Origin of the sequence: Pontibacter rugosus (assembly GCF_042678745.1) — a bacterium.
Taxonomy (GTDB): domain Bacteria; phylum Bacteroidota; class Bacteroidia; order Cytophagales; family Hymenobacteraceae; genus Pontibacter; species Pontibacter rugosus.
This window is the reverse complement of record NZ_JBHTLD010000063.1, coordinates 1-21,878: the sequence shown is the minus strand read 5'-3', so window position 1 is coordinate 21,878 and position 21,878 is coordinate 1. Positions and strand designations below refer to the sequence as shown.

Annotated in this window: 17 protein-coding genes; 12 read left to right on the top strand and 5 right to left on the bottom strand. The window is 45.3% G+C overall.

Annotated elements, in window-relative coordinates; all coding sequences use genetic code 11:
- The first annotated feature begins 957 nt into the window (after positions 1-957).
- From ACFQ2O_RS08975 to ACFQ2O_RS08935, 9 genes are all read left to right on the top strand, one after another.
- Positions 958-2,325 (top strand): hypothetical protein, encoded by a 1,368-nt coding sequence (locus ACFQ2O_RS08975; RefSeq protein WP_377525985.1) that lies wholly within the window; start codon positions 958-960, stop codon positions 2,323-2,325.
- Positions 2,326-2,330: 5 nt separating this feature from the next.
- Complete coding sequence (locus ACFQ2O_RS08970) at positions 2,331-2,744, top strand: hypothetical protein (protein WP_377525982.1); 414 nt, start codon at positions 2,331-2,333, stop codon at positions 2,742-2,744.
- Between the two features lie 2 nt (positions 2,745-2,746).
- Positions 2,747-4,198 (top strand): hypothetical protein, encoded by a 1,452-nt coding sequence (locus ACFQ2O_RS08965; protein WP_377525977.1) that lies wholly within the window; start codon positions 2,747-2,749, stop codon positions 4,196-4,198.
- Between the two features lie 58 nt (positions 4,199-4,256).
- Positions 4,257-4,553 carry a GIY-YIG nuclease family protein gene (locus tag ACFQ2O_RS08960; protein ID WP_377525988.1) on the top strand — a complete coding sequence of 99 codons (297 nt, stop codon included), beginning with the start codon at positions 4,257-4,259 and terminating at the stop codon, positions 4,551-4,553.
- Positions 4,554-4,666: 113 nt separating this feature from the next.
- On the top strand, positions 4,667-8,131 hold the full coding sequence (locus ACFQ2O_RS08955; RefSeq protein WP_377525972.1) for a hypothetical protein: 3,465 nt from the start codon (positions 4,667-4,669) through the stop codon (positions 8,129-8,131).
- A 181-nt stretch (positions 8,132-8,312) separates the two neighbouring features.
- A complete protein-coding gene (locus tag ACFQ2O_RS08950; protein WP_377525968.1) occupies positions 8,313-9,191 on the top strand; it encodes a hypothetical protein in 879 nt (292 codons plus the stop codon).
- A 9-nt stretch (positions 9,192-9,200) separates the two neighbouring features.
- Positions 9,201-10,937 (top strand): hypothetical protein, encoded by a 1,737-nt coding sequence (locus ACFQ2O_RS08945; protein WP_377525964.1) that lies wholly within the window; start codon positions 9,201-9,203, stop codon positions 10,935-10,937.
- 2 nt (positions 10,938-10,939) lie between these two features.
- Positions 10,940-11,593 (top strand): OmpA family protein, encoded by a 654-nt coding sequence (locus ACFQ2O_RS08940; protein ID WP_377525960.1) that lies wholly within the window; start codon positions 10,940-10,942, stop codon positions 11,591-11,593.
- A gap of 100 nt (positions 11,594-11,693) precedes the next feature.
- Positions 11,694-11,870 (top strand): hypothetical protein, encoded by a 177-nt coding sequence (locus ACFQ2O_RS08935; RefSeq protein WP_377525957.1) that lies wholly within the window; start codon positions 11,694-11,696, stop codon positions 11,868-11,870.
- Positions 11,871-11,935: 65 nt separating this feature from the next.
- On the opposite strand, the gene ACFQ2O_RS08930 is transcribed toward ACFQ2O_RS08935, so the two are convergent.
- Positions 11,936-14,605 (bottom strand): PAS domain-containing protein, encoded by a 2,670-nt coding sequence (locus ACFQ2O_RS08930; protein ID WP_377525954.1) that lies wholly within the window; start codon positions 14,603-14,605, stop codon positions 11,936-11,938.
- A 348-nt stretch (positions 14,606-14,953) separates the two neighbouring features.
- Between ACFQ2O_RS08930 and ACFQ2O_RS08925 the strand changes: the two genes are divergently transcribed.
- Complete coding sequence (locus ACFQ2O_RS08925) at positions 14,954-16,102, top strand: PQQ-dependent sugar dehydrogenase (protein WP_377525951.1); 1,149 nt, start codon at positions 14,954-14,956, stop codon at positions 16,100-16,102.
- A 123-nt stretch (positions 16,103-16,225) separates the two neighbouring features.
- Here the strand turns inward: ACFQ2O_RS08925 and ACFQ2O_RS08920 are convergent, their stop codons facing one another.
- From ACFQ2O_RS08920 to ACFQ2O_RS08905, 4 genes are all read right to left on the bottom strand, one after another.
- Positions 16,226-16,516 carry a hypothetical protein gene (locus ACFQ2O_RS08920; protein WP_377525948.1) on the bottom strand — a complete coding sequence of 97 codons (291 nt, stop codon included), beginning with the start codon at positions 16,514-16,516 and terminating at the stop codon, positions 16,226-16,228.
- 217 nt (positions 16,517-16,733) lie between these two features.
- Positions 16,734-17,717 carry a DMT family transporter gene (locus ACFQ2O_RS08915; protein ID WP_377525944.1) on the bottom strand — a complete coding sequence of 328 codons (984 nt, stop codon included), beginning with the start codon at positions 17,715-17,717 and terminating at the stop codon, positions 16,734-16,736.
- 37 nt (positions 17,718-17,754) lie between these two features.
- Positions 17,755-18,636 carry an AraC family transcriptional regulator gene (locus tag ACFQ2O_RS08910; RefSeq protein ID WP_377525940.1) on the bottom strand — a complete coding sequence of 294 codons (882 nt, stop codon included), beginning with the start codon at positions 18,634-18,636 and terminating at the stop codon, positions 17,755-17,757.
- Positions 18,637-18,682: 46 nt separating this feature from the next.
- Positions 18,683-19,561 (bottom strand): AraC family transcriptional regulator, encoded by an 879-nt coding sequence (locus ACFQ2O_RS08905; RefSeq protein ID WP_377525937.1) that lies wholly within the window; start codon positions 19,559-19,561, stop codon positions 18,683-18,685.
- A gap of 275 nt (positions 19,562-19,836) precedes the next feature.
- On the opposite strand from ACFQ2O_RS08905, the gene ACFQ2O_RS08900 reads away from it, so the two are divergent.
- Together ACFQ2O_RS08900 and ygiD are read left to right on the top strand one after the other, a co-directional pair.
- Entirely contained in the window at positions 19,837-20,124 is a 288-nt protein-coding gene (locus ACFQ2O_RS08900; protein ID WP_377525933.1) for a DUF983 domain-containing protein, read from the top strand.
- A gap of 744 nt (positions 20,125-20,868) precedes the next feature.
- Positions 20,869-21,708, top strand: a complete 840-nt coding sequence (gene ygiD / locus ACFQ2O_RS08895; RefSeq protein WP_377525930.1) for a 4,5-DOPA-extradiol-dioxygenase — start codon at positions 20,869-20,871, stop codon at positions 21,706-21,708.
- Positions 21,709-21,878 lie beyond the last annotated feature (170 nt).

Genomic DNA, 21,878 nt, shown 5'->3' with positions numbered 1-21,878 from the left:
TTTATTTATCATTCTTTAGCAGCAACAGAGCATAGTGATACTGACCTATCAAGAGAAGAAATAATCTATTTATCCTCCTTCGGACACATTAACAAATCTACTATCATAGGCATTATATACTCATAGAAATAAGGTTTAGATCCTATTTCAACTTTATGCTGTGCCCTAATATTGCCTGTTAAAACAGCTACCAAATTTCACGTTTCTCTCGCCTTATTGCACTCTTGGATTTTTTAACAACAGCTTTACTTAGCCATTTTAAATTAGGTTTTGCTTGGACAGTAGCTGAAAATAAACACTTAAAAGGTTTTCAGCAAAAGAAAATTTACTATTGGAGTTCGGGGAGTAGCAGCTGAACTTCAACTATATGAAAGTATAGCTTTGCCAGACATTAGTACTTCATGGTCAACTTAGATACCGCTAACATAATTGATAAAACCTGTTTTCTATTGTGATAGGTTCTCTGTATTGTGTGTTATTTACAATATAGCTGCTAACAAATTTTAAGTGGCAATACTTAGTTTCTGATGATGCTAAGATCGCTGTTATGGCTTGTGTCTTTTTTAAGATAATTTAATGGAGTAGCTATTTGGCACTATGAAGTATATGAAAATTGGTAGCGCTAGGAGACGAGAATAAATATCATAAGTATTTTGTAGGGCAAAGCAAATTGTATTGTGCAAAGACAAGAGTACTTATTGCCTCTGTTAACATGCAGTTCGTTTTTGCAGTATGCTCCATACTTGAAGCTGATAGTTGATAATCTTTTGATAACCATTTACTGGTTCTTCTGGTAAATATCGCTGCACACGTATCTATCTGATAACTTATATCGTTATTAGCCTATACTATACCTAACTAAGTTGTCTCTTAATAGAATCTATGCCTCACTCGTACTTGCTAAGACAAAAGCTAATTCTTAACTTCTCATCAGAGACAATTTAAACACGGAACTGCATGCCTAAAACAAAGTTTGTGAGTAGCCTCTATGTGTTGCTGCTTTTTATGGCGCTAACTATGACCGGGTGCTACCAGAAAGTAGATACCGAAAACGAAAAGGATACTGCTACAACCACACCCGATCAGAAAGAAGCCTCCGCTACCAGCACACAAGCAAATAACGCACCTCCTTCTGCTGTTCCCGATAAGGTTGACGTAAACGTCTACCTTGAGATTTCTAATGGCATGAAGGGCTTTATGCCGAAGCCTGCTGCTGGAGAGGATGCCACTACCTTTCAGAAGAACCTGATCAAGTTGATTTCAGAAGTACAGGATGGGCGTTATGTCGCTTCCAAAGGCTTTTACCTGGCAAAGGAAGATGCGCAAAGCCGTGCTGTGCTCGATAGCGTGCCCTACAATACCATGAAGAGCTATGTCGTTAGTGGTATTAAGGATGACGTAAGAGGCACACCACTTCCGGCACTGCTGAAGGCGGCATTGGAAAAATCGGTAGCGCAGAAAGCTGTCAGCATTATTATCTCTGACTTTATACATGGCCCTGATCCACGCGACCAGGGACAATTTATTGCCTTGGAGTCTGATATCAGGAGCAGCCTGAGAGAAGCAGAACAGCAAGGCTTGGCCATCGCCATACTTGCCAATACCTCAAAATTTATGGGCACTTATCACCCAGCCGTGAAGCAGCCGGAAGTGAGAAGAACGCTGAACGGTGTAGAGATTCCATACTATATCTGGGTGATTGGAAAGCAGGAGGAGGTGCAGGTAGCAATAAATAGGGTGCTACGCAACCTGCCGCCACAGCAGGCATATTTTGGCTTTAAATTTAAATCCGTGCCTTATACTGCTTTACTTAAGGAGAAGGAGGAGTTTCAGCCTGCTGGAATAGTGTATTGCAGCAGCCGCAATGCCAACCCTTGTACGTCTGTAAACCTGCAGCCTGAGAAGAATGAGCCGGTAGAGTTTACAGTTGCCCTTGACCTGCGTAAACTGCCAATGTCGATGCAGCAACAAGCCTACCTAAAGAATAATCTAAAAGTGAAGAGCAGCGGTAGTAGGGCAAGTATGGTATCTGTAAAGGCTGCTGATGAAGGTATCAAGTCTAAACCAGACTTGGCCAAGTATACGCATTTTGTACGCGTGCGCGTGCCGCAGCTTACTGCTAACGCGGGTACTATTACGTTACAGCTGCCGCAGGTAAAGCCAGCCTGGATTGAAGCCTGGTCTACAGAAAATGACAATAACCCAGCGGCTGCCCCCAAAAAGACTTACCAGTTTAATAAGATAGTAGATGGCGTTCAGGCATTATACAGAGACCAGAGCGACTTCGTGTTTAGTGCAACCATACAATTCAACAAAGCAGATTAAAACGTATGATACAACAGTTTTTCTCAGGACTCTACGAACTGGTTTTAGGAAGGCCCATTCCTGCAAACTTCACAAATGATTACCGTGAGGTTGTGTTCCCCAACACCGGATTAATGCTGGTGCTGATTACGCTGGCTATCGTGGTGATTTACTATTATGTGCTTAACCGCATGATGAGCACTGGACTGTACAAGCCTTCCCACTGGGTGATGTTTCTGGTGATAAATGCTGTGATCGCTTTTATCATACCAATTATGCAGGTCAGTGGCAACGACATTGAGACACATTCCTATACCTATATGTTCGCGTTTGTAAACGTGATCTATAGTCTTATACTTTTCTTCGTTTTCTCTATACTACTTAAAAAGGGCTCTGTGCAGGCATGGACAACGCCCATGAAGTGGCCCAACAAAAAATAACTATGGCAAAACTTTTTGTATTTGGAATTGGTGGCACCGGCTCCCGCGTAATCCGTTCGTTGGTGATGCTGATGGCGGCAGGGGTGAAGGTGCAGAACTGTGATAAAATCGTACCAATCATTATTGACCCGGATACGCAGAACGGTGACATGAACCGTACGGTGGAGCTGCTTAAAACATACAAGCACATACACGATGGCTTGGGTCGCCGTGAAGATGGTTTCTTCCATACCGATATCAGCACTTTATCAAGTATAGCTGGCGATGGTTCCTCAAAAATCAGGGATAGCTTTGTGTATGATTTCGGAGGAATCAACAAGCCTTTTAAAGACCATATAGGTTATAACCAGCTTGAAATAGAAAGCCAGGCGCTGATGGATTTACTCTTTACCCCCGAGAACCTGAACAACAGCCTGGATGTAGGTTTCCGTGGCAGCCCGAATGTAGGGAGCGTGGTACTGAATGAAATTATTGATTCTCCTGAAATGCGTTTCTTTGCTTCTAATTTCCAGCCAGGAGATCGGATTTTCTTTGTGAGCTCTATTTTCGGAGGGACAGGTGCAGCAGGATTTCCGTTGCTGCTCAAGAACTTTAAAGACACCCGCACTTCCTTGCCTAATGCCGCCAGCCTTAACTCCGCTTTAACAGGAGCGATGGTCGTGTTGCCGTACTTCTCTTTAGAGCAACCAGCAGCTGGCGTAGAGGCCGACTTCATTGACTCCAACACCTTTACAACAAAGGCTAAAGATGCGCTGTCTTACTACCAGCATCACCTGAACGGTGTAAATGCGGTATACTATATGGGCGACACGCCTGATAAGCCGATGGAGAACAATCCGGGGCGGGCAAGCCAGAAAAACGATGCACACCTGGTAGAGTTGCTAAGTGCCTTGGCTATAGTAGATTTCATGGATTACTCAGATAATGAGCTGAGCGGAAATGAAGTATACCATGAGTATGGATTGCGTGAGGATGTAAGTAATGTGCAGTTTTCGCATTTAGACTCTGAAACAAGAGAACGTATTGCCAAGCAGCTTATCCGCTTCCACTACTTTGAGCGTTACTACTCAACACACCTTCCATCAGACTCACAGGCAGCCTATGCAAAGGGTGTAGATCTGACAAGCGCTATTCGCAATGAGCCGGCGTTTAAGGAGCTGAACAAATTCCTGACAAACCAGGAGTTCGGCTACCAATCCTGGTTGAGAGAGCTGAGCCGTAAGGAAAGAACTTTTGATGCGCTGAATCTGAATGAAACGGACTTTAACCGTATGGTGTCGGATAAGCAAGTGGAGACAGGCTTTCTGAACAAAGGCATCCATCAGGGTTCCTTCGTAAAAGAGCTGAACCGTGCATCAGAGTCTATCTCTGACCGCGATGCCTTCAAAGCAACCATCAAAGCTTTCGAAGCCGCTACAGAGCGGCTGGTGGAGGAGAAACTAAAGTATAGCTAGTACAAGTTCATATTGTCATCCTGAAAGGATCTTGTGGGCTAAACCATGAACTTCAGCTATTAAAAGCCACAATTACTTTGTCTACATTACAACTAACCCTGGAAGAACAGTGCTGAATGTAGGTGTGACGAATGATTTGCTGGTTAGAATGGAGCAGCATAAAGCAAACCGAGGTAAGTCTGCAACCTTTGCCGGACGTTACTACTGTTATAAGTTGCTATACTATGAACGCTATACTTATGTATTACATGCTATAGAGCGTGAGAAAGAGATAAAATTATTGAGTAGAGAAGATAAGCTTCAACTGATAAAGGAAGAAAATCCTACGCTGATGTTTGTAGATGTATGGGAGTAGAAAAGCTTACTGGTTTTCGCCCACAAGATCCTTACAGGATGACATAGGAATGGAACAAGTTATTAACAGGTGCCTTACTCTGCTTTACTATATTCAACTTATAAAAAGAAATTATGCCGAAAGTACTTCGTCTACATAAAACAGGCTCTAACGTGGAGGGTTGGGCAAAAACCAGCCAAATTACCAGTACCGAGATCAAAGATATCACGGATGGTGCCGGTGGAAGAGCCTTAAAAATAAATGCCTCTATTCCTACGCCGTTTGCCCGAATGCACCTGTTCGAAACTGCTTTTGACTTTGTGAAACGTGGCGTGGCAGGCAATAGCACCAATACCATCTATCACAAATTTGTAACGCACTTCTGGGACCTGTGGGAGCTGTTGTATAACCAAGAGAGTTACGCCCAGGCTGGCAATAAGGTCATCATCAGGCGTTGGAACAAACAGCAGCAGTTAGGGGCGATGCAGTCAAATCCTAATACAAACTTGCTGGGCCGTACGCTGGAGCTGTTTATGAATGATCGTCGCTTTCAGGGGGTGGAGGATATCTTCCTGTTCTTCTATGAGTCAACCAATAGCCGTGGCGACCGACACATGCAGTTGATAGGCGGTACATCGCCGCTTACGTTTCTGTTTGTTTCCCCAAATGTGCTGCCGCTAAGTATAAACCGTGCTCAGAACATAGGCACCTACTTTGATCATAACGTTGTGTCTTTACAAGACAGAGAGCAGGATTTTAAGGCGTATGTGCACAAGCTGTTTGTGTCGAGTCCTGCCATGATCCAAGCGTTTCCGGAAGTATACGGCGCACTGGATGAGAACCTGCTGCGTAGCATTAACATGGCTGGCGCTGTGGGGCAAAACGCCATTGCTTCGGAATACCTGCAGTTGGTAGATTTTCAGCAGAACCCGGTGCACGTGGGGCACATTAACTTCCTGGTGAAGAAAGACCAGACAGCTGTTACCAGCAGCGACTTGTTTATCCGGCCTACGCATAGCGGTTTTGCGGGCGACAGACCTATCGTGCTGAAGCCGGAACTGCGCCTTGCACCGGATATCAAGTATGTAAACAAACTAGCCTGGCCGGCAAATACCGTTGTTGGCTATACTGATGAGAAGCCGCTGGAAAACCGCTCATTGCCGGGCGTAGGATTTAACTATCCATACTTAACCATTAACGACCTGCTGCAGGAAACACTTGTGCAGGTGCCATACGAGGTGAACACCGATCGTTTCTACAGCGGAACAGTATTGTATCAGCCGGGGGTAACAGAGAAGTCTTTCAACTACCTTTTGCCGATCACAAATCTATACTTTGAGTTCTTTACACCGGAAGACCTGGCAAATCACCTGACCTTCCATATAGATGTGAACCATGTACGGGTAACGCTACAGGTGCCAACCGAGAAAGGAAGTGTTGTGTATGAGCGCAGCTATTACGATAACCCGCTCAACTCTAAAGACGCAAACGGCAATGTAATTCCAGAGAAGGGGCAGATACTAAAATCCAGAGTTGGTTTAGGTGTTTTCCCGTTCTACAAGTTTACGGATGCAGTGCAGTATAACGACTTTTACAAAGTAATGCTGGTGGATGAGGATATTGATCCGCTGCTCGTAAATAAAAATCACTCCTTAGCCTTTTTTGTGGGTGGTAAACAACTGGAGTCAGGTGGCGGTATTGTGTCGGCTACGGCGCACCGCAGAACCAAAAAGAGCAATAGTAGCGCTGGCAGCACTTATTATGAAGTGCGCGGCACACACTTTGACTTTGCAGAGTTTACGCACGCAGGAGTTGATGTAACAGGGAAGGCTTTGATCGTGCCGAAGTTTCAGGAAATGCAGCAGGGTATCCAGAACTTTACCTTTGCCATCGACTTTGGTACTTCTAACACGCACATTGCCTATACTTCAGGAGCTAACCAGCCGCCACGCGAGTTCTCCATCACCGCCAATGATCAGCAACTGGTTATGCTGAACAAGCCTTCTGATGACCCTGCTCTGACAGATTACCAGCGCCTGCACAAGCGTGGCTTTGGTAGGTTATTTGCCGTAGAAACCTTGCTGAAGCGTGAGTTCCTGCCGCTGATTATTGGCTCAGGTGGCTCTTTGTATAACTTTCCGACCAGAACGGCCACGTGCGAGTCTATTGACTTTGAGAACCAAATTACCGACTTGTTTGGCAACATCAACATTGGCTTCTCGATCAACACAGAAGGCACACACCAGGACCAGTACAAGCAAACCTACCATACAGACTTAAAGTGGAGCGAAACCTTGACAAACGCAGGCAAGCGCCGCATCGAAGCGTTCTTCACGGAAATCATGCTGCTGATCAAGAACAAAGTGGTGCTGAATCATGGCAACGTGGCCAGCACTAAGATAGTATGGTTTGCACCTTTAAGCTTTGATGAATATTCGCGCAACATGTTCCAGAACGTGTGGGATGGCGTATATAACAATGTGTTTAAGAATGGCCGAACAACTGTGTGTATAACCGAATCAGTAGCGCCGTTTTACTTCCTGTCCAGAACCGGTGCTGTGGTGCCGAGCCAGGATGAGAACCTGATTAACGTGGATATTGGGGGCGGTACAACTGATGTGCTGCTGTTCACCAATCGCAAGCCATCGCACAGTTCGTCCTTCCGCTTTGCCGGTAACGACTTGTGGGGTGATGGCTTTGCAACCGTGAAAACCAGCAAAGACAACGGCCTGCTGCAGTATGGGGTAGATCACGTGCTGCGCATCCCGCTGACGGAGGAAGGCAGAGAGTACCGCAAGTTCCTGGAAACAGCCCTGGATAACCCTGATTTCAATTCGTCAGATATCAGCAGCTTGTTATTTAGCTATGATAAAGAATTAAGCTATAGTACACAGCTGCTTCAGGCCCGCCAGCTTAGGCTTATGTTCTACCTGCACTTTGGCGCGCTGATGTACCACCTGGCGCAACTGGTGCAGCAACTGGATGTGAAGGTGCCGCGCTATATTTCGTTTAGTGGCCGTGGTAGTTTATACATTAAGCTGCTTAGTGCGGGTAATAACTTATCTAATGTAGAGCGTTATGCCAAAGCCATTTTCCAGAAGGTGACAGGGCAGGAGCCACCGGCAAACTTCAAGCTGGTGCTGGTTGATAACCCGAAACAGGTAACAGCCAATGGCGGTGCGATGGCATTGGAGGGCACAGACCTGAACGACCTGACCAATATCCCGATCATGAAGCCGACAGGTTCTGCCAATGTTGCAGATGCACTTACGCCAGTTACCAAAACTCAGATCACAAGCGAGCTGCGCCACGAAGTAATGGATAACGTGATGAACTGCCTGGAACTGTTATTAGACGACCCGGATATTTCGCCGCTTATGCGGTCGATGGGTGTGGAGGTAGACCCGAAGCGTATACTTGACTTTATGCGGGCCAACTTGCAAGACAGCTATACCATGGTGTTGGAGGATACCGTGCGTGGCCTGACAGACCGCGAGCAGCTGCATGAGACCATGTTTTTTATGCCGCTCAAACAGTCGCTATACCTGCTTTCGAAGGAGCTATACAAGCAGCAGTCGCAGGTGAGTGCTATTTCATAAACAGTTTTAAGTATAACTGAATCATTCAGATGTTAAGTGTAACTTTAGATCAGACATGTAAGGGTACTCTTTTCATCTGAATGTTTCTAAAGTATGGCCGGGTAAGGTTTAGCAGTCCTATTTGCCCCTACCGGTTTCAAAGTGCATATAAAGCAAAATAAAACAGAATCAGCATAAGTACATGGAATATGTAGCCATCATTATAAGCCTGGTAGCGCTGATAGCAGCCGGCTTTGCCTTTATAAGAGCGCAGAGCTCACACGGCATTCTTGCCAAAAGAATCGAAGCCTTAAGAGAGAAAAACAATGCACTGGATGCTCAGCTCAGAAAGCTGAATGGCAACGCTGGCCGTGGAAACAGACCAGCCGCTAATACCCCAGAGCCAAGGCAGAAACAGCCTCGGCAGGAACAGCAGGAGCCACGCCAAAAGCAACCAAAGCCAGAGCAACAGCCAGAGCAACAGCCAGAGCAGCGCCAGAAGCAACGGGAACGCCAGCCTCGACCGGAACAGGGGGCCGAGCAGGAACAACAGCAGGAACAGGTGCCGCAGCAGCAGCGTCGGAAGAAAGAGAACAGGAGGCGCAATGAGCCAATGGAGAAAAATAAGTATGATGAGATCGGCAACGAACAACAGGCAACTCCTTCCCCAAAACCTGTAAGACTGGAAATTGTAGAAAGTGATTTCCTAACTGATTTAGAACAGCAGGCATCGGTACAAGCTGAGCCCGTAGAAGCAGAATATACAGGCAAAAAATACGCTATCATTCCGGAAGATGGGTTTATCAGAGCACATCAGCTGCAACAACAACCAGATTCCGATAGCTACATAGAGGTAGATGAACCGACAGATGGCAGTAACCTGACACGCTATCGTTTTAACCTTTCTGGCAACCATGCCTTTGTGATTTCGCAGGGAATCGACAGGTTGGAGAATGCTTTTGCTTTTGAAAAGCCATCTAACCGCATGGTGAGCAGGGTAGTGTTGCAGGGGGACGGCATACTATCTAAAATAAACAATGGCTGGAAAATCCAGGAGAAGGCGCGCATAGATTTCAGATAATCCCCATACATGGAAGGTATTTTTATTTTTGAGGCTCTTTTAGTACTGGTTATACTTGGGTACCAGTTTTATGTATACCGCAATACCAGGAGTAAAATTGAGCTGATAAAGAATCTTTTTCCTTCTGAAGATCAGCTTTCCATACACGAGCATCCGCTGGATGCACCGGCTACCCCTGCCACCAAAAATATCCCGAAAGAGCAGTTATGGGAAATATTACTGGCAGGTGCTCCGTTTCGGGAGTACATAGCTACTAACCCGGTGGTGAAGAGAATTGTAGCTGTTGAAAACGACCTGCTGCGGATAGAAGTAAAAGGTGGCCCTGTGCCTTCTTATTCTATTGCAAAAGATAAGTTTGAGCCGTTGCTGCTGGGTAACAACATCTACCTGGTAGAAGGTGACCCGGAACTACAGGTACGAAAAGCTTCTGCCACCACTGACCTGATTGAGGTACGCAACCCATCAGATACGTTTCAGAAAATTATCCGCAACACGAACGAGTACCTGAAGCAGAACAAGGGTGCTGCGGCTGATTTTAATATTCTGAAAGATGTATCGGAGCGCTATGCAGATGCCCTGGACGAGGAGGTGCAGTCTACGGTGGCCACGCCATTATACATCGGCCTGCTAGGTACTTTTTCAGGTGTAATCATTGGCTTGACTAGCCTGATCTGGTCGGGTGTAGGAGCAGATGAAACTGGAGCAACAGACGCTTTCATTACCGACCAGAACATCCCTTCGTTTCTCTTTGGTGTATTGATTGCCATGTCTGGTAGCTTCTGTGGATTGCTGCTTACGCTGCTTGGCAATAATGCCTTAAAGAACGCCCGCAGCACCCGCGACAGATTGCAAAACGAGTATTATACTTTCCTACAAACGCACTTGCTGCCAAAACTCAACTCTGATATGGCAGCTAGTTTGGGCAACTTAAAATCTGTGTTGGATTCGTTTAACAAGGATTTTCTGGATAAGGTGCTCGGCTTCCGACCTATTGTTGATACGCTTTCCCAGAACATCAGCACCCAGAAAGAATTTATAGAGAAGCTGAACGAGATTGGCTTTACGCAAATGGCCAATGCAAACCTGCAGGTGTTTGATAAGATAAAGGAGAGCGAGCACCTGTTCAAAAACTTTATGAGTTACCAGGTGGCGCTAAACGAATCGGTGAAAAAAGGAGCGGAGCTTACAGGTAGTATAGAGCAGGTGTTGAGCAGGCTTACGGGCTTACAGGAAGGCTTTGATAAAGTACCGGGTTACCTGCAGAAGCACGACGAATCGATACAACGGCAGGTCAATTTTTTTGGGCAGCACGAGCAGGATTTGCGGAATATTGGTGCCCGTGTAGAGCAGTATTTTGACAAGGCAACTCTCAGACTAACAGATCTGATGGAAGCCCGCCTGCAGCACCAGGAGCGCGATGCACAGAATGCTTACGAAAAATGGCAGGAGCACTTCAGGAGGTTGAACGAAGACAATATGTATCAGCGCATACTTGATTACATGAAGCCCTTCGAGAACCTGAACCAACAGCAGGAAAAACTTAATACCACGCAGCAGCAGTTGGCAGGGGAGATACGCCAGACAAACGAGCGACTGCTCCAGAAAATTGAAGCCGACGCAGCCATTCAGCAGCAACTACTAAAGCAGCTGCAAACCCTGAACACCAACATGGAGAAAAGTATGGAGCCGGGGCCAATTAAAGCAGCACTTGGTAAGGTATTCGGAGGTGGGCAAAGTAGGAGGTAGGTATGAGCAAGGAGAGTAGAGACTTTTTCTGGCCCAGCTACGTCGACCTGATGACAGTGTTGTTCCTGGTGATGCTGGTGCTCTTTGTGCTTAGTTACAAGATGTTTGAGGGCAAGGACAGGGAAAACCGCGATAACATTGCAAGGCTACAGGTAGAGGTACAGGAAAAGCGCAAACTGGATGAGATTAAAGCCGCACTTGCCCGCCTGGATGATGAATACTTTCAATACAACGAGAAGTATAAGCGGCACGAATTGCTGGTAGATGTACTGTTTGAGCAAAGCAGTTCGGAAATTCCACAACGTTCCCGCGCTCCCTTACGCAAAGCAGGCGAAAACCTGAGCCAGGTGATCAACTCCATTGAAGACAATGATGTGAAATACCTGATCGTGATTGATGGCCGTGCCGCCAGCTTTCCGAAAGGAGATCCTCGAAATATTACGCAGGGTGACTATGCTTTGCAGCTGAGTTACCAGCGAGCCCTGGCGCTGATGAAGTTCTGGCAAAATGCCGGTATAAAATTCCCCAAAGATAGAATTGAACTGATAGCCGCTGGCAGTGGCTTTGAAGGCGCGGGCCGCAAAGGCGACATCCGCGACCGCCGCTTTGTAATACAGATACTGCCAAAGGTCGGTACGTTGGATGAAGCCAATTAACGTATAAAAGCAGCTTACTGAAACAGCTTTTATACTTCAAAATGAAATCATAATTCTGCCGGAAAGGTTATACTTTAGCACTAGCTTAAAACACACAAGTATGACAGAAGAGGAGTTCGATACCAGGTTTACAGATACCATGGACAGCATCTTACAAGCCATGGCTGAGAGTGAAGAAATTGACCCGGAGAAATTCTATAGTATGACCTGTATCGTAGAAAACCTGCGGTTCTTCAGCCCGGTACTTTACAGTGCGTTGCGAAATAAGAAGGAGTAAGAAAAGCAGTTGATCGTACCTGTAACCAACCTGCTGCCGCGCATAACTTAACAGGCGCTATGCGTTTAACTGTCTCTTCGGAAGTATACTTTAAACGTAGCTCCTTCATTTTCCTGACTTTGCACCTCTATTTTGCCACCAGCATTATCTATCATTCTCTTCACCATAAACAATCCAATACCTGAGCCATCTACATGGCTATGGAGCCGCTGAAACATTCCAAACAGCTTCTGATTCTGTACCATATCCATGCCAAGGCCATTGTCCTGCACAGTTAGCACCTGGTAATCTTCTGTTGCATCACATGTTACCCTTATCTCCGGCACACGGTCTGGTGAGGAATACTTTATAGCGTTAGAAAGCAGGTTATAAATGATGCTGCGAAGGTTCTTCTCTGAAAAGTTTATTGTTGAGCATTGTGCTACGTCCACTTCTATTTGCGCGCCAGCAGCTTCTATAACAGGGGCCAGGTCTAGCTGCACATCTGCAATAGTAGCCGCCAGGTCTACTACAGAGGTCTTTTTGTCATTCTCTTTTTGCAGTTTGCTAATTTCCGTAAGATGATTTATTGTGCGTTTAAAGCGCTGAACTGATTCAAGAATCATGTCTATGATACGATTTGATAAGGATGACTGCAGACTTACAGCTGGTAGCTCATCCAGAAGCGCCTTCATTAAACCTTCAATGTTGAGAATAGGTGCTTTCAAGTCGTGAGAAGCTGTATAGATAAAGTTATCCAGGTCAGAATTAATGCGGGTGAGCTGCTGGTTGGTAGAGCTAAGCTCCTGGTTTGCAGCTTTAATATCCTCGTTTGCTCTACGGAGTTCTTTGTTTGCCACCGCTAATTCTGCCGCAAGCTCCTTTGCTTGTTTTTCACTGCTTTCTACAGATTTTTGCGCCTTTACCTGCTCCGTAATATCATTCACCAAAGTATAAAAACCGGCCACTTCTCCATTTCTGTAGTCTGGAACGTAACTGGTACGGATATATTTAACAAAGTCTTCGCGGTAAGGCATTCTTGACTCAAAGTCCAGGCGCTCACCAGCCAAAGCCCTGTCTATGTAAACCTTAACTCCATTGTAGGCTGCTTCTCCTACCACATCTCGTACAGCTCTTCCTAATAACTCTTCTGGCCGTTGATTAAACCATGCTTCGTATGCCTGATTAGCAAAGCGGTACTTTTCCTCTTTATCTAAGTAGCCTATAAGTACAGGTAAAGCATCGGTGATGAGACGTAAATTCTTGGCACTGGTTTCGGAGGCTTGTAGCGCCTCCACTTGGGTGGTTACTTCAAAAGCAAAAGCAAGGACGCCATCAACTTCCCCTTGTTCGTTAAAACGGGCTTGTTGTATAAATTTAAAATAGCGATCTTCCAAAACACCATCTTCCTTCCTTACCAGTGGAACAAGAAGATTCTCTTCTAAATGGGTATTTCCTGTTTCATATACATGCCGGAAAGTGCTGTATACCTTATTATCAGCTATTTCTGGTAATGCCTCCAGTATAGGCTTGCCCAATAACACTCGATTTGAGAATAGCTCCTGATAGGCAGGGTTAACAAGCTCGAACACTAAATCCGGACCGTTAAGAATGCAGATTGCAGCTGGCGCTTGCATAAAAAGCCGCTCAAGGCGCTGTCGATGCAATTCTGCTTTAGCCTGAGCAAGTTGTACTTCCCTGGTACGTGCCGCAACACGCGTCTCCAGTTCATTATTTAAAGCCTGTACTTCCTTGCGTGAGAGGACTTGTGCGGTAACATCTATCGCGATGCTAAGTACCCCAAGCAAATTGCCTAAAGGGTCATGTAGTGGTTGAAAAACAAAATTAAAATAAGATGTTTCCAGCTTGCCATTTTTATGAAGTTGTGCAGGTAGCTCGTTACCATGAAAAGGAACAAGCGTTTTTGCTACTTCCGCCATCAATTCTGCAAATCCCTGGCCTCGTAATTCTGGCACTCCATGTAATAGTGGCTTTCTGAGTACCTGTTCAGGTCTCTTTCCCCATACACTGCATAGTTGCTCATTTGCTGATAAAACCACCTGCTCCTCACCCCGGAACAAGCCAATCGCTACGGGAGCTTGGTCTAGCACTGTTTGTAGAAAGATTCGCTCGCGTTCTACCGTAGCCTTGGCCTCGTCGGCTATAAGGGCAGCTGCGCTTAAAGAAGCATTTGTCTCTTCAAGCTGTTGTTTATTCAGGTGCAGCAGTTTTATTTCATTTCGCTCCAGTTGCTTCCGTGCTAACTCTTTCTCTGCTACCTCTGCTTGGGCTCGTGCCGTCTCCGCTTTGCTTTCTTCTAAACGGATACCAGCTTGGATACTTTCTGTAATATTGACTACCGTATGAATGATGCGTATAACGCGCTTCTGCTTATCTAAAACCGGAACATTATAAGGAAGCCAATGGCGTTCTATAAACTCTCCAGGATTTTCATGGTCTGGTACATCATAATGTTGTGGTGCCATTTCGTGTGGCTTGCCAGAAGAAAGTACCTGCTCCAGCGATTGCTTAAGGTTGTGCACAGCATTGGCCCCAATAGCCTTAGGGTTATCTGGAAAAGCATCAAAAATATAACGCCCCACCAGGTTTTCCCTTTGCATTAGTGTGGCTGCCAAATAAGCATTGCTTACTGCTTCTATAACAAGTGCGGGCGAAAGCAACAGATAAGCTCCGGGCAAAACATCAAAAACAGATGTGAAGTCTGGAGAAAGTTCTTCCGGTGTTTGAGACGTCATAGAACAGGCAGTAGAATCAGACATTTTTAATCAAAACTTGGTAAAGTAAATATAATAGAAACAATGCTAATTTGATTCTATACGTCTACCAGCCTATTTTGAGTAGGCCTCTTGGCAAGCTTATTTTCTGATGTAGTCAAACCTGCCTGGATGTGCAACCCTGTGTTACTTTAAATCTATACTTGCAAAAGAGGGTATAAAGTATCTACGTTAAACCAATCCTACATTTACTTGTTCCTAATTTAAGCGAAAGCCTGAAAAACAAGTATAGCGGCAAACTTTAGAACCTGAACATCAGGGGTAAAGCTGCGTTAGCAGGTATGTAGTTCTTAATCAATGTAATAATCTATGAAAACAGCAATCCAAACCATACTAAAACCTGGTAAAAAAGGTGTCATAACAGCTTTGTTTGCTGTTACGGCCGCACTACCCGTTTTTTCACAAAAGTCGGAAGTAAAAACGCAGGCCGGGACTTTAAAAGTTGAAGAGCTGGCCGGAAACCTGGAGCATCCGTGGGGAATGGCTTTTCTGCCTGATAAACGTTTGTTGGTAACAGAGCGCTCAGGAAACCTGCGTATACTTGGCACAGATCAAAAATTGTCTAATCCGCTGAAAGGCACTCCTAAAGTATTTAACAAAGGGCAGGGCGGTCTGCTGGATGTGGCGCTTGATCCTAACTTTGAGCAGAATAAGTATGTCTACCTCTCATTTTCGGAGCCGGGGGATAATAATACTGCTTCCACAGCACTTGGCCGGGGCAAGCTGGAAGGAAATGAGCTAAAGGATTTTCAGGTTATTTTCAGGCAGGAGCCAAAAGTAGAAGGTCCTAATCATTTTGGAGGGCGCATTGTTTTTACACCTGATGGTTATTTGATGTTCACTCTGGCTGAACGATTTAAATTCGAGCCTGCGCAGGATCTGTCTAACCACCTCGGCACTGTTGTGCGCATCAATCCAGATGGTACGGTACCCAAAGATAATCCGTTTGTAAGTCAGGCAAACACCAAACCTGAAATCTGGTCTTACGGGCATCGAAATATAGAAAGCGCGGCAATAGACCCCAACACCAATAAATTATGGATAGCTGAGATGGGCCCTAAGGGAGGTGATGAACTGAATCAACCGGAGCCGGGCCGCAACTATGGCTGGCCACTTGTGAGCTGGGGAAATAACTATGATGATACCAAAATTCCAAATCCACCTACACGTCCAGAATTTGCTGATGCTGTTATAAAATGGACTCCTACAATCTCGCCATCAGGCATGGTGTTTTATACCGGCGCTATGCTGCCATCCTGGAAAGGCAGTATGCTGATTGGCGGCCTGACCAGCACAGGTATAGTTCGGGTAGCGGTAAAAGGAGAACAAGCAGAGGAAGTAGAGCGCATTGCGCTGGATACTCGGGTTCGTGATGTAGAGCAGGCACCTGACGGTTCTGTTTATGTGCTCACAGACAAAAGCAACGGCAAAATATTATGCTTAAGTCCCGTGAAATAAATGAACTATACCTGTTATAGTTCTGATTTCAGGGTTATCAAGTATAAAAAGAAGCCAAAAACGCTCGGGAGAGGCTGGTACAGTATGCCTAGGCCATATAAAGCCTATGTAGCAACTTTAACCTCAGCATACCTGTCCAAGCATAGCAAAATATTCTTGCCTCGTGATTTCAATAAAGGAATTATCACAGATCCCGAAAGAGGAATCCATACTTCTAGTATCAGCTATCACAACAGCTTCGCCTATACTTTTAGCTCTGATTGCTGCCCAGTATTCAGCCTTGCCATCTGTGCGTATTAGCTTAATTTTAAAGAATCTTATTGCCGTTTCACCCAAGCCACTAAATTCCAGTTTAAAAGTGTCTGAAGTAGCTGATTTAATTTGTAATGTGGGGTATAAGTAATTCTTGTTCATGTTTTTAGCGCCAACTTAAAGAGAGCGCTAAAGTTAGGAAAAATGGTTTTTACCGATACTGTAAGTAGTGCCGTCATTTATCTACGTATTAATCCTATAGTAGCTAGTTTTATCTACTTAGTATGGCTGATATTCTTTACAGATGATTATCTAATGTAAACAGAGAAGCAAGGCTTTATATAAAGCCTTGCTTCTCTGTTTAGTGCTGTTATAAGTATTAAACCTGATGTCGCGGTATCTTACTCTTTTTCAGGCTCCACACATTCTTTCTGGAAGGTAGACTATAGAGTATAAGCCCAACAACAATCAGTAGCATACCTATGCTGCCGTTCAAGTTAGGCCAGGGGATGCCCAGAAGCAGGACTTCACCAACTACTGTAACTAAAATTTCTATTGACTGAGTGGCTTCTACAGCAGCCATTGAAGAAGCATCCAGACGAGCCAGGTGCATCGCTTTGAAAAATAGTATACATCCTATCACGCCGGAGCTTATTGAAATAAGCAGCACGGTGAACAGCTGTTCCTGTCCCGGCAGCCCTGCCTGGAAATAGCCATATCCCATCATCAGCAGCTGAAAAGGCAAACTGCCAATTGCCGTACCGGCCACGCGTTGAATAGCACTAAGCTCGTGCCCGCTTTCCTCCACGTACAGCAATAGCTTTCGGTTGGATAGTGGCCAGATAAAAGCAGCTATAAGCACCAGCCCAATGCACCACCACAATTGCTGCGTAGTATAACTGCCGCCTTTCTGGCTCCATTGCATAAAGGCGATGCCGACCATGATCACCAAAGAGATCAATAGCGCCTTCATGGGTATTTTAGCGCGATGGTCTTTATACAGGAAAGGGCAGAGCAGGATGCCTGCCACAATCGTAAACTGAAAAACGCCTGCCACCAGCCAGCCGGGACCAAAGGAGGCGGCATAGGTCAGAAAGAAATAGGAAAGCCCAAATGCCACGCCTCCCCATAGCAGCCATACCTGCAAATTCTGCTGCATTACAAACAAGAGGTGCTTGAGCTGGCCTTTTGCCGAGAGAAGGACTAACAGTAAAAGCATCAGAAAAAACGACCGCAAACCAACGGTCCAGGCCCAATGCCCGCCTTTGGCAGAAAGGAAGCTGTTTAGAATATAGGTAGAGCTGAAAAACAAACAGGCCAGGGAGCCTATCGCTATCGCTTTAAAGTTGCTGTTTGTTTGCATTGTAAATCATTTCTGCAAATGTACAGCAGCAGCAGGCTCAGCCAGCAGGATTTTCTGCGGCAGGAATGGTACTTTCAGAACCTCCGCTTCTTATTTGTGTGGGAGTAAAGCCGGTCATTCTTTTAAAGAACCGCACAAAATAAGACGCATCCTCAAAGCCAAGCTGGTAAGCTATTTCTTTTACCGATAAGCTGCTGAAGAATAGCAGACGCTTGCCTTCGACCAGCAGGCGCTCATGCTGCATATCGGCTACAGTTGTTTGCAGGTGCTGTCGGCAGAGGCTGTTCAGATGCTTTGGTGTAATATCCAGGGCATCGGCATAAAAAGCTACGCTGCGATGTTCATGGTAATGATCCTCTATCAGGCTACTCAAGAGGTACAGGCGCTCGCTTTGCCGTGCGGGTGTGATTTTGCCTATCTGTTCCTGGCACTCGCGGAGCAGGTATTGTAGCAGAATGTACAGGTAACGTGATAAGATGCCCATATCCGGCATAGGCTCCTGTAGTTCCTTTATCATCAGGCTTACCAGCTCCTCAAAAATTACCTTCAGTTTGGCAGGCAGATCAAGGTACGGGTGCTGGTATACCGCACTGAAGATAATAAAGGTATCATGTGCACGCATACCTGTTTTCTGTAAAAACCTGTCTGAGAAGGAAATCAATACTCCTTTTTCCTGCTTTGCCTGCCGCTGGTGCGCCTGCCCCGGCCTAAGCAAAAACACCCTGTCTGCCTGTAGCGGATAGCGCTGAAAATCTATCAGGTTTTCCCCTTCTTTTGTTTCCTGCACATACATGATCATATAGGCGTCGTGGCTGTGCGGTACCTCCGACAATTCACTGGCGTAGGTCTCCAGCGGCATTATAGTCAGGGCCTTGTGATTCAGCAGGTCCTGTATAGGGAGTTGGGCAGCGTGCTTCATGCTTTAAAAAAGGCAAGCAGAGTAAAGAGATAGTATGATTACGATTTTATTTGATTAATGTCCTGAATTGCTCTGGCGTTAAGCCCGTGTGTTTCTTAAAGAAACGAAAGAAGTAGGTCGTGTCGAAGTAGCCTAGCTCTGCCGCTATCTGTGAACTGGTTAGATCCGCGTGTACCAGCAGCCGCTTTGCCTCCAGCAGCGTCCGATATTGGATCAGTTCATTAATGGTTCTTCCCAAGGCTCTTTTGCAGACTTCATTCAGGTGTTTTGTTGTGACATGCAGGTGCTCAGCATAAAAACTGACAGGGGCATGCTCCTTGTAATGCTGGTCTATCTGTTTTTCCAGGTTCTGGAGCAGGACCCTTTCTGTTCCCACAGATTCTGTTTCGCTTTCCTGCGGCTGGTACAGGCGACTTAACTGGATTAGAAGTACATCTAGGCACCTGCTAAGCATAACATCACGCATCGGTTTATGATGCTCATATTCCTGCATCAGTAACTCAAACATTGGTAAAAGTATGGCTTTGTCTGCGTTCGGAACGTTCAGCACAGGCTTGTAAAGCAAGGCGTTAAAAAACGGGAATTCAAACAGCATGCGGTGCGGATATTCTCTCTTATAAAATTCCTGTGTGAAGAAAATAACGTATCCGTCCGCATCTTCTGACACTTGCCAGCTGTGCACTTGTCCGGGAGTGATGAAAAATACGGCTCCTGGCTGTACATCATAGCATTCAAAATCTATGGTATGTGTGCCAGTGCCCTGCGTTACATAAAGAATTATATAGAAGCTGTGCTTGTGCGGCTCCCGGATAAACTGGTGCTCCTGCAGGTGTGCAGAAAAGGAGCTGGAGTAAAAATACTGCTCTTTCTGTGCCAGGGCATTAAAATCCTGTATCTGGTAAATAGGAATGTGTTCTTTGCGCATACGTACTTTTTGCAGCTCCTAAGTTAGCAACAGAATGTTAATAGAGGCTTGATTTAGCCGTAGCTTTTGTTTCTGGCGTAAAAGTACAGTAAAGCGGCACTTCTGTGCAGCCAAAATGCACAGGTATTCTAGTAATATTGTGAAGTGAATAAAAGAAGTGACAGATGAGCCAGAAAAATTCAATCTTATACAGTATCGCAACAATTAAATGCCCCCGGTGTCGGGAGGGGAATATGTTTCCGGAAGGTACGCTCTACAGCACAAAGTTTGCTGATATGCATCATAGCTGCCCTTGTTGCGGTCAGGCATTTGAGCCGGAGCCGGGTTATTACTATGGGGCTATGTATGTTTCCTTTGCTATCAATGTAGCCATCTTCCTGGTGTCTCTGTTTATACTTTACCAGTTTGTAGAAGAAGTCACAATGGGGATGATGATAGGCATGGTGGCCGTAGTTGTAGTTGGCTTTTTACCGATAATCTTCAGGCTATCAAGAGCGTTGTGGATTAATATCTTTATCAGGTATGAAGGGCCTTGCAGCCAGATTCCAAAGAAAACGCACTAGTGCTGCGCCAAATAAGGGAAATTTTGTAAGAATATTTGAACAGGGTTTTCCAGGACAATTGCTAGCTCAAAAGGTAAAATTGGTCAAGCACTAATGCCTGTAACATTTAGTGTGTATAAGTATAAAAGCAGGAGCCACAGTTATTTCATGTTTCTGCGGCTCCTGCTTTTATACTTGAAATGGTTTATAGTAGCAGCAAGGGTAACTTCTCCTGGAGGCGGACTTGTGTTAAACTTTTGTAAGTCAGTAATTCTTGGATCATACTGCTGTGAGGCTGTTTTTGATGTTTAATTATATATCATCAAGTTGAGCCATACTTGAGTTTCATAAATGACACCCAACCCTAACCTAGCCTGGAAGGAGAGCTCTTGTACTAAAACACCTGTTTTTGAAGAGGCAGGTAGAAGGTTTTCTATTTGAGAAATCCCCTCCTCGTACTAATCTTGTAGGTGGAAAATAACCATCTCTACCTTTCAAAAATACTGCTTCAGATTTAAACTGGAAGCTTTTCATGCGGCAATTTTTCAAATGCGTGGGTATACGGACTCTAAATCTGCCACGAAAGCTGAAATCTTTCCCCATTTCAATACAAGATGAAATCTTGCGGGAGTGTATATTTCCCTACTAGATGAGCTCCTCAAAGGGCTATGGGTGGGGGAGTCGCGGTTAGGCTTAAATAATTGCCTCTTAGAAAAAACAATTGAGACACCTCTCGCTTGTATAGGTAAGCACATACTTTTCGCAATGGGAACAAAGACCTTTTCAGCCTTCAACAGTTTTACGAATAGCTTGAAAGAAGAAGAACAGCTTATGCCTGTTTTGTTTATAGGACACGGCTCTCCTATGAATGGCATTGAAGATAATGAATTCAGCCAGACATGGAAAAAGCTGGCAAAGGAAATACCCACGCCTAAAGCAGTACTGGTGGTGTCGGCGCATTGGCTTAGCAAGGGCACGCGCATAACTGCCATGGACTTTCCGAATACCATCCACGACTTTGGAGGTTTTCCGCAGGAGCTGTTCGATGTACAGTACAAGGCACCCGGCAACCCGGCATTAGCCAAAGAAGCCGCCGGTTTGTTTACCACTACAGACGTTGAACTGGACCACGACTGGGGCCTTGATCACGGAGCATGGACGGTTGTGCGGCACATGTATCCAGATGCTGTTATTCCGGTACTGCAGCTAAGTATAGATTATACCCAGGGGCCGCAGTATCATTATGATCTGGCAAAAGAGCTGTATAGCCTGCGCAAAAAAGGAGTGCTGATAATGGGGAGCGGCAATATGGTGCACAACCTGCGCATGGTAGCCTGGAATAAACTTAGCGAGCCGGAGTATGGCTATGATTGGGCTATACAAATGAACACAACTTTCAAAGACCTGATCCGCAAGGGCCAGCACGACAAACTGATCAGCTACGAATCTTTAGGAAAAGAAGCCTTACTGTCTATCCCGACACCAGAACATTACTGGCCACTTCTCTATACACTCGGTTTAAAGGGTGGCAAAGACGACATATCGTTTTTCAACGATAAAGTAGTAGGAGGATCACTTACCATGACTTCAGTTAAAATTGGGTAGTGGCTGAATAGATATAAAGCCGTTAATCCTATACCTAAGTGGGCCATAAAACGCTGTATAAAAAGATACTGGTAAAAAAGAGTTTAAAATTTTACTCTTTTAAAACTAGGTCACTGATACAGGCTTTGTCATGCACTTGGCAGTAAGTATATCATACCCCTCTAACTAAT

Bases quoted from the DNA above. Each gene is read 5' to 3' on its own strand.
- ACFQ2O_RS08975 (WP_377525985.1), top strand. From the start codon at position 958: ATGCCTAAAACAAAGTTTGTGAGTAGCCTCTATGTGTTGCTGCTTTTT.
- ACFQ2O_RS08970 (WP_377525982.1), top strand. From the start codon at position 2,331: ATGATACAACAGTTTTTCTCAGGACTCTACGAACTGGTTTTAGGAAGG.
- ACFQ2O_RS08965 (WP_377525977.1), top strand. From the start codon at position 2,747: ATGGCAAAACTTTTTGTATTTGGAATTGGTGGCACCGGCTCCCGCGTA.
- ACFQ2O_RS08955 (WP_377525972.1), top strand. From the start codon at position 4,667: ATGCCGAAAGTACTTCGTCTACATAAAACAGGCTCTAACGTGGAGGGT.
- ACFQ2O_RS08950 (WP_377525968.1), top strand. From the start codon at position 8,313: ATGGAATATGTAGCCATCATTATAAGCCTGGTAGCGCTGATAGCAGCC.
- ACFQ2O_RS08945 (WP_377525964.1), top strand. From the start codon at position 9,201: ATGGAAGGTATTTTTATTTTTGAGGCTCTTTTAGTACTGGTTATACTT.
- ACFQ2O_RS08940 (WP_377525960.1), top strand. From the start codon at position 10,940: ATGAGCAAGGAGAGTAGAGACTTTTTCTGGCCCAGCTACGTCGACCTG.
- ACFQ2O_RS08935 (WP_377525957.1), top strand. From the start codon at position 11,694: ATGACAGAAGAGGAGTTCGATACCAGGTTTACAGATACCATGGACAGC.
- ACFQ2O_RS08930 (WP_377525954.1), bottom strand. From the start codon at position 14,605: ATGACGTCTCAAACACCGGAAGAACTTTCTCCAGACTTCACATCTGTT.
- ACFQ2O_RS08925 (WP_377525951.1), top strand. From the start codon at position 14,954: ATGAAAACAGCAATCCAAACCATACTAAAACCTGGTAAAAAAGGTGTC.
- ACFQ2O_RS08920 (WP_377525948.1), bottom strand. From the start codon at position 16,516: ATGAACAAGAATTACTTATACCCCACATTACAAATTAAATCAGCTACT.
- ACFQ2O_RS08915 (WP_377525944.1), bottom strand. From the start codon at position 17,717: ATGCAAACAAACAGCAACTTTAAAGCGATAGCGATAGGCTCCCTGGCC.
- ACFQ2O_RS08910 (WP_377525940.1), bottom strand. From the start codon at position 18,636: ATGAAGCACGCTGCCCAACTCCCTATACAGGACCTGCTGAATCACAAG.
- ACFQ2O_RS08905 (WP_377525937.1), bottom strand. From the start codon at position 19,561: ATGCGCAAAGAACACATTCCTATTTACCAGATACAGGATTTTAATGCC.
- ACFQ2O_RS08900 (WP_377525933.1), top strand. From the start codon at position 19,837: ATGCATCATAGCTGCCCTTGTTGCGGTCAGGCATTTGAGCCGGAGCCG.
- ygiD (WP_377525930.1), top strand. From the start codon at position 20,869: ATGGGAACAAAGACCTTTTCAGCCTTCAACAGTTTTACGAATAGCTTG.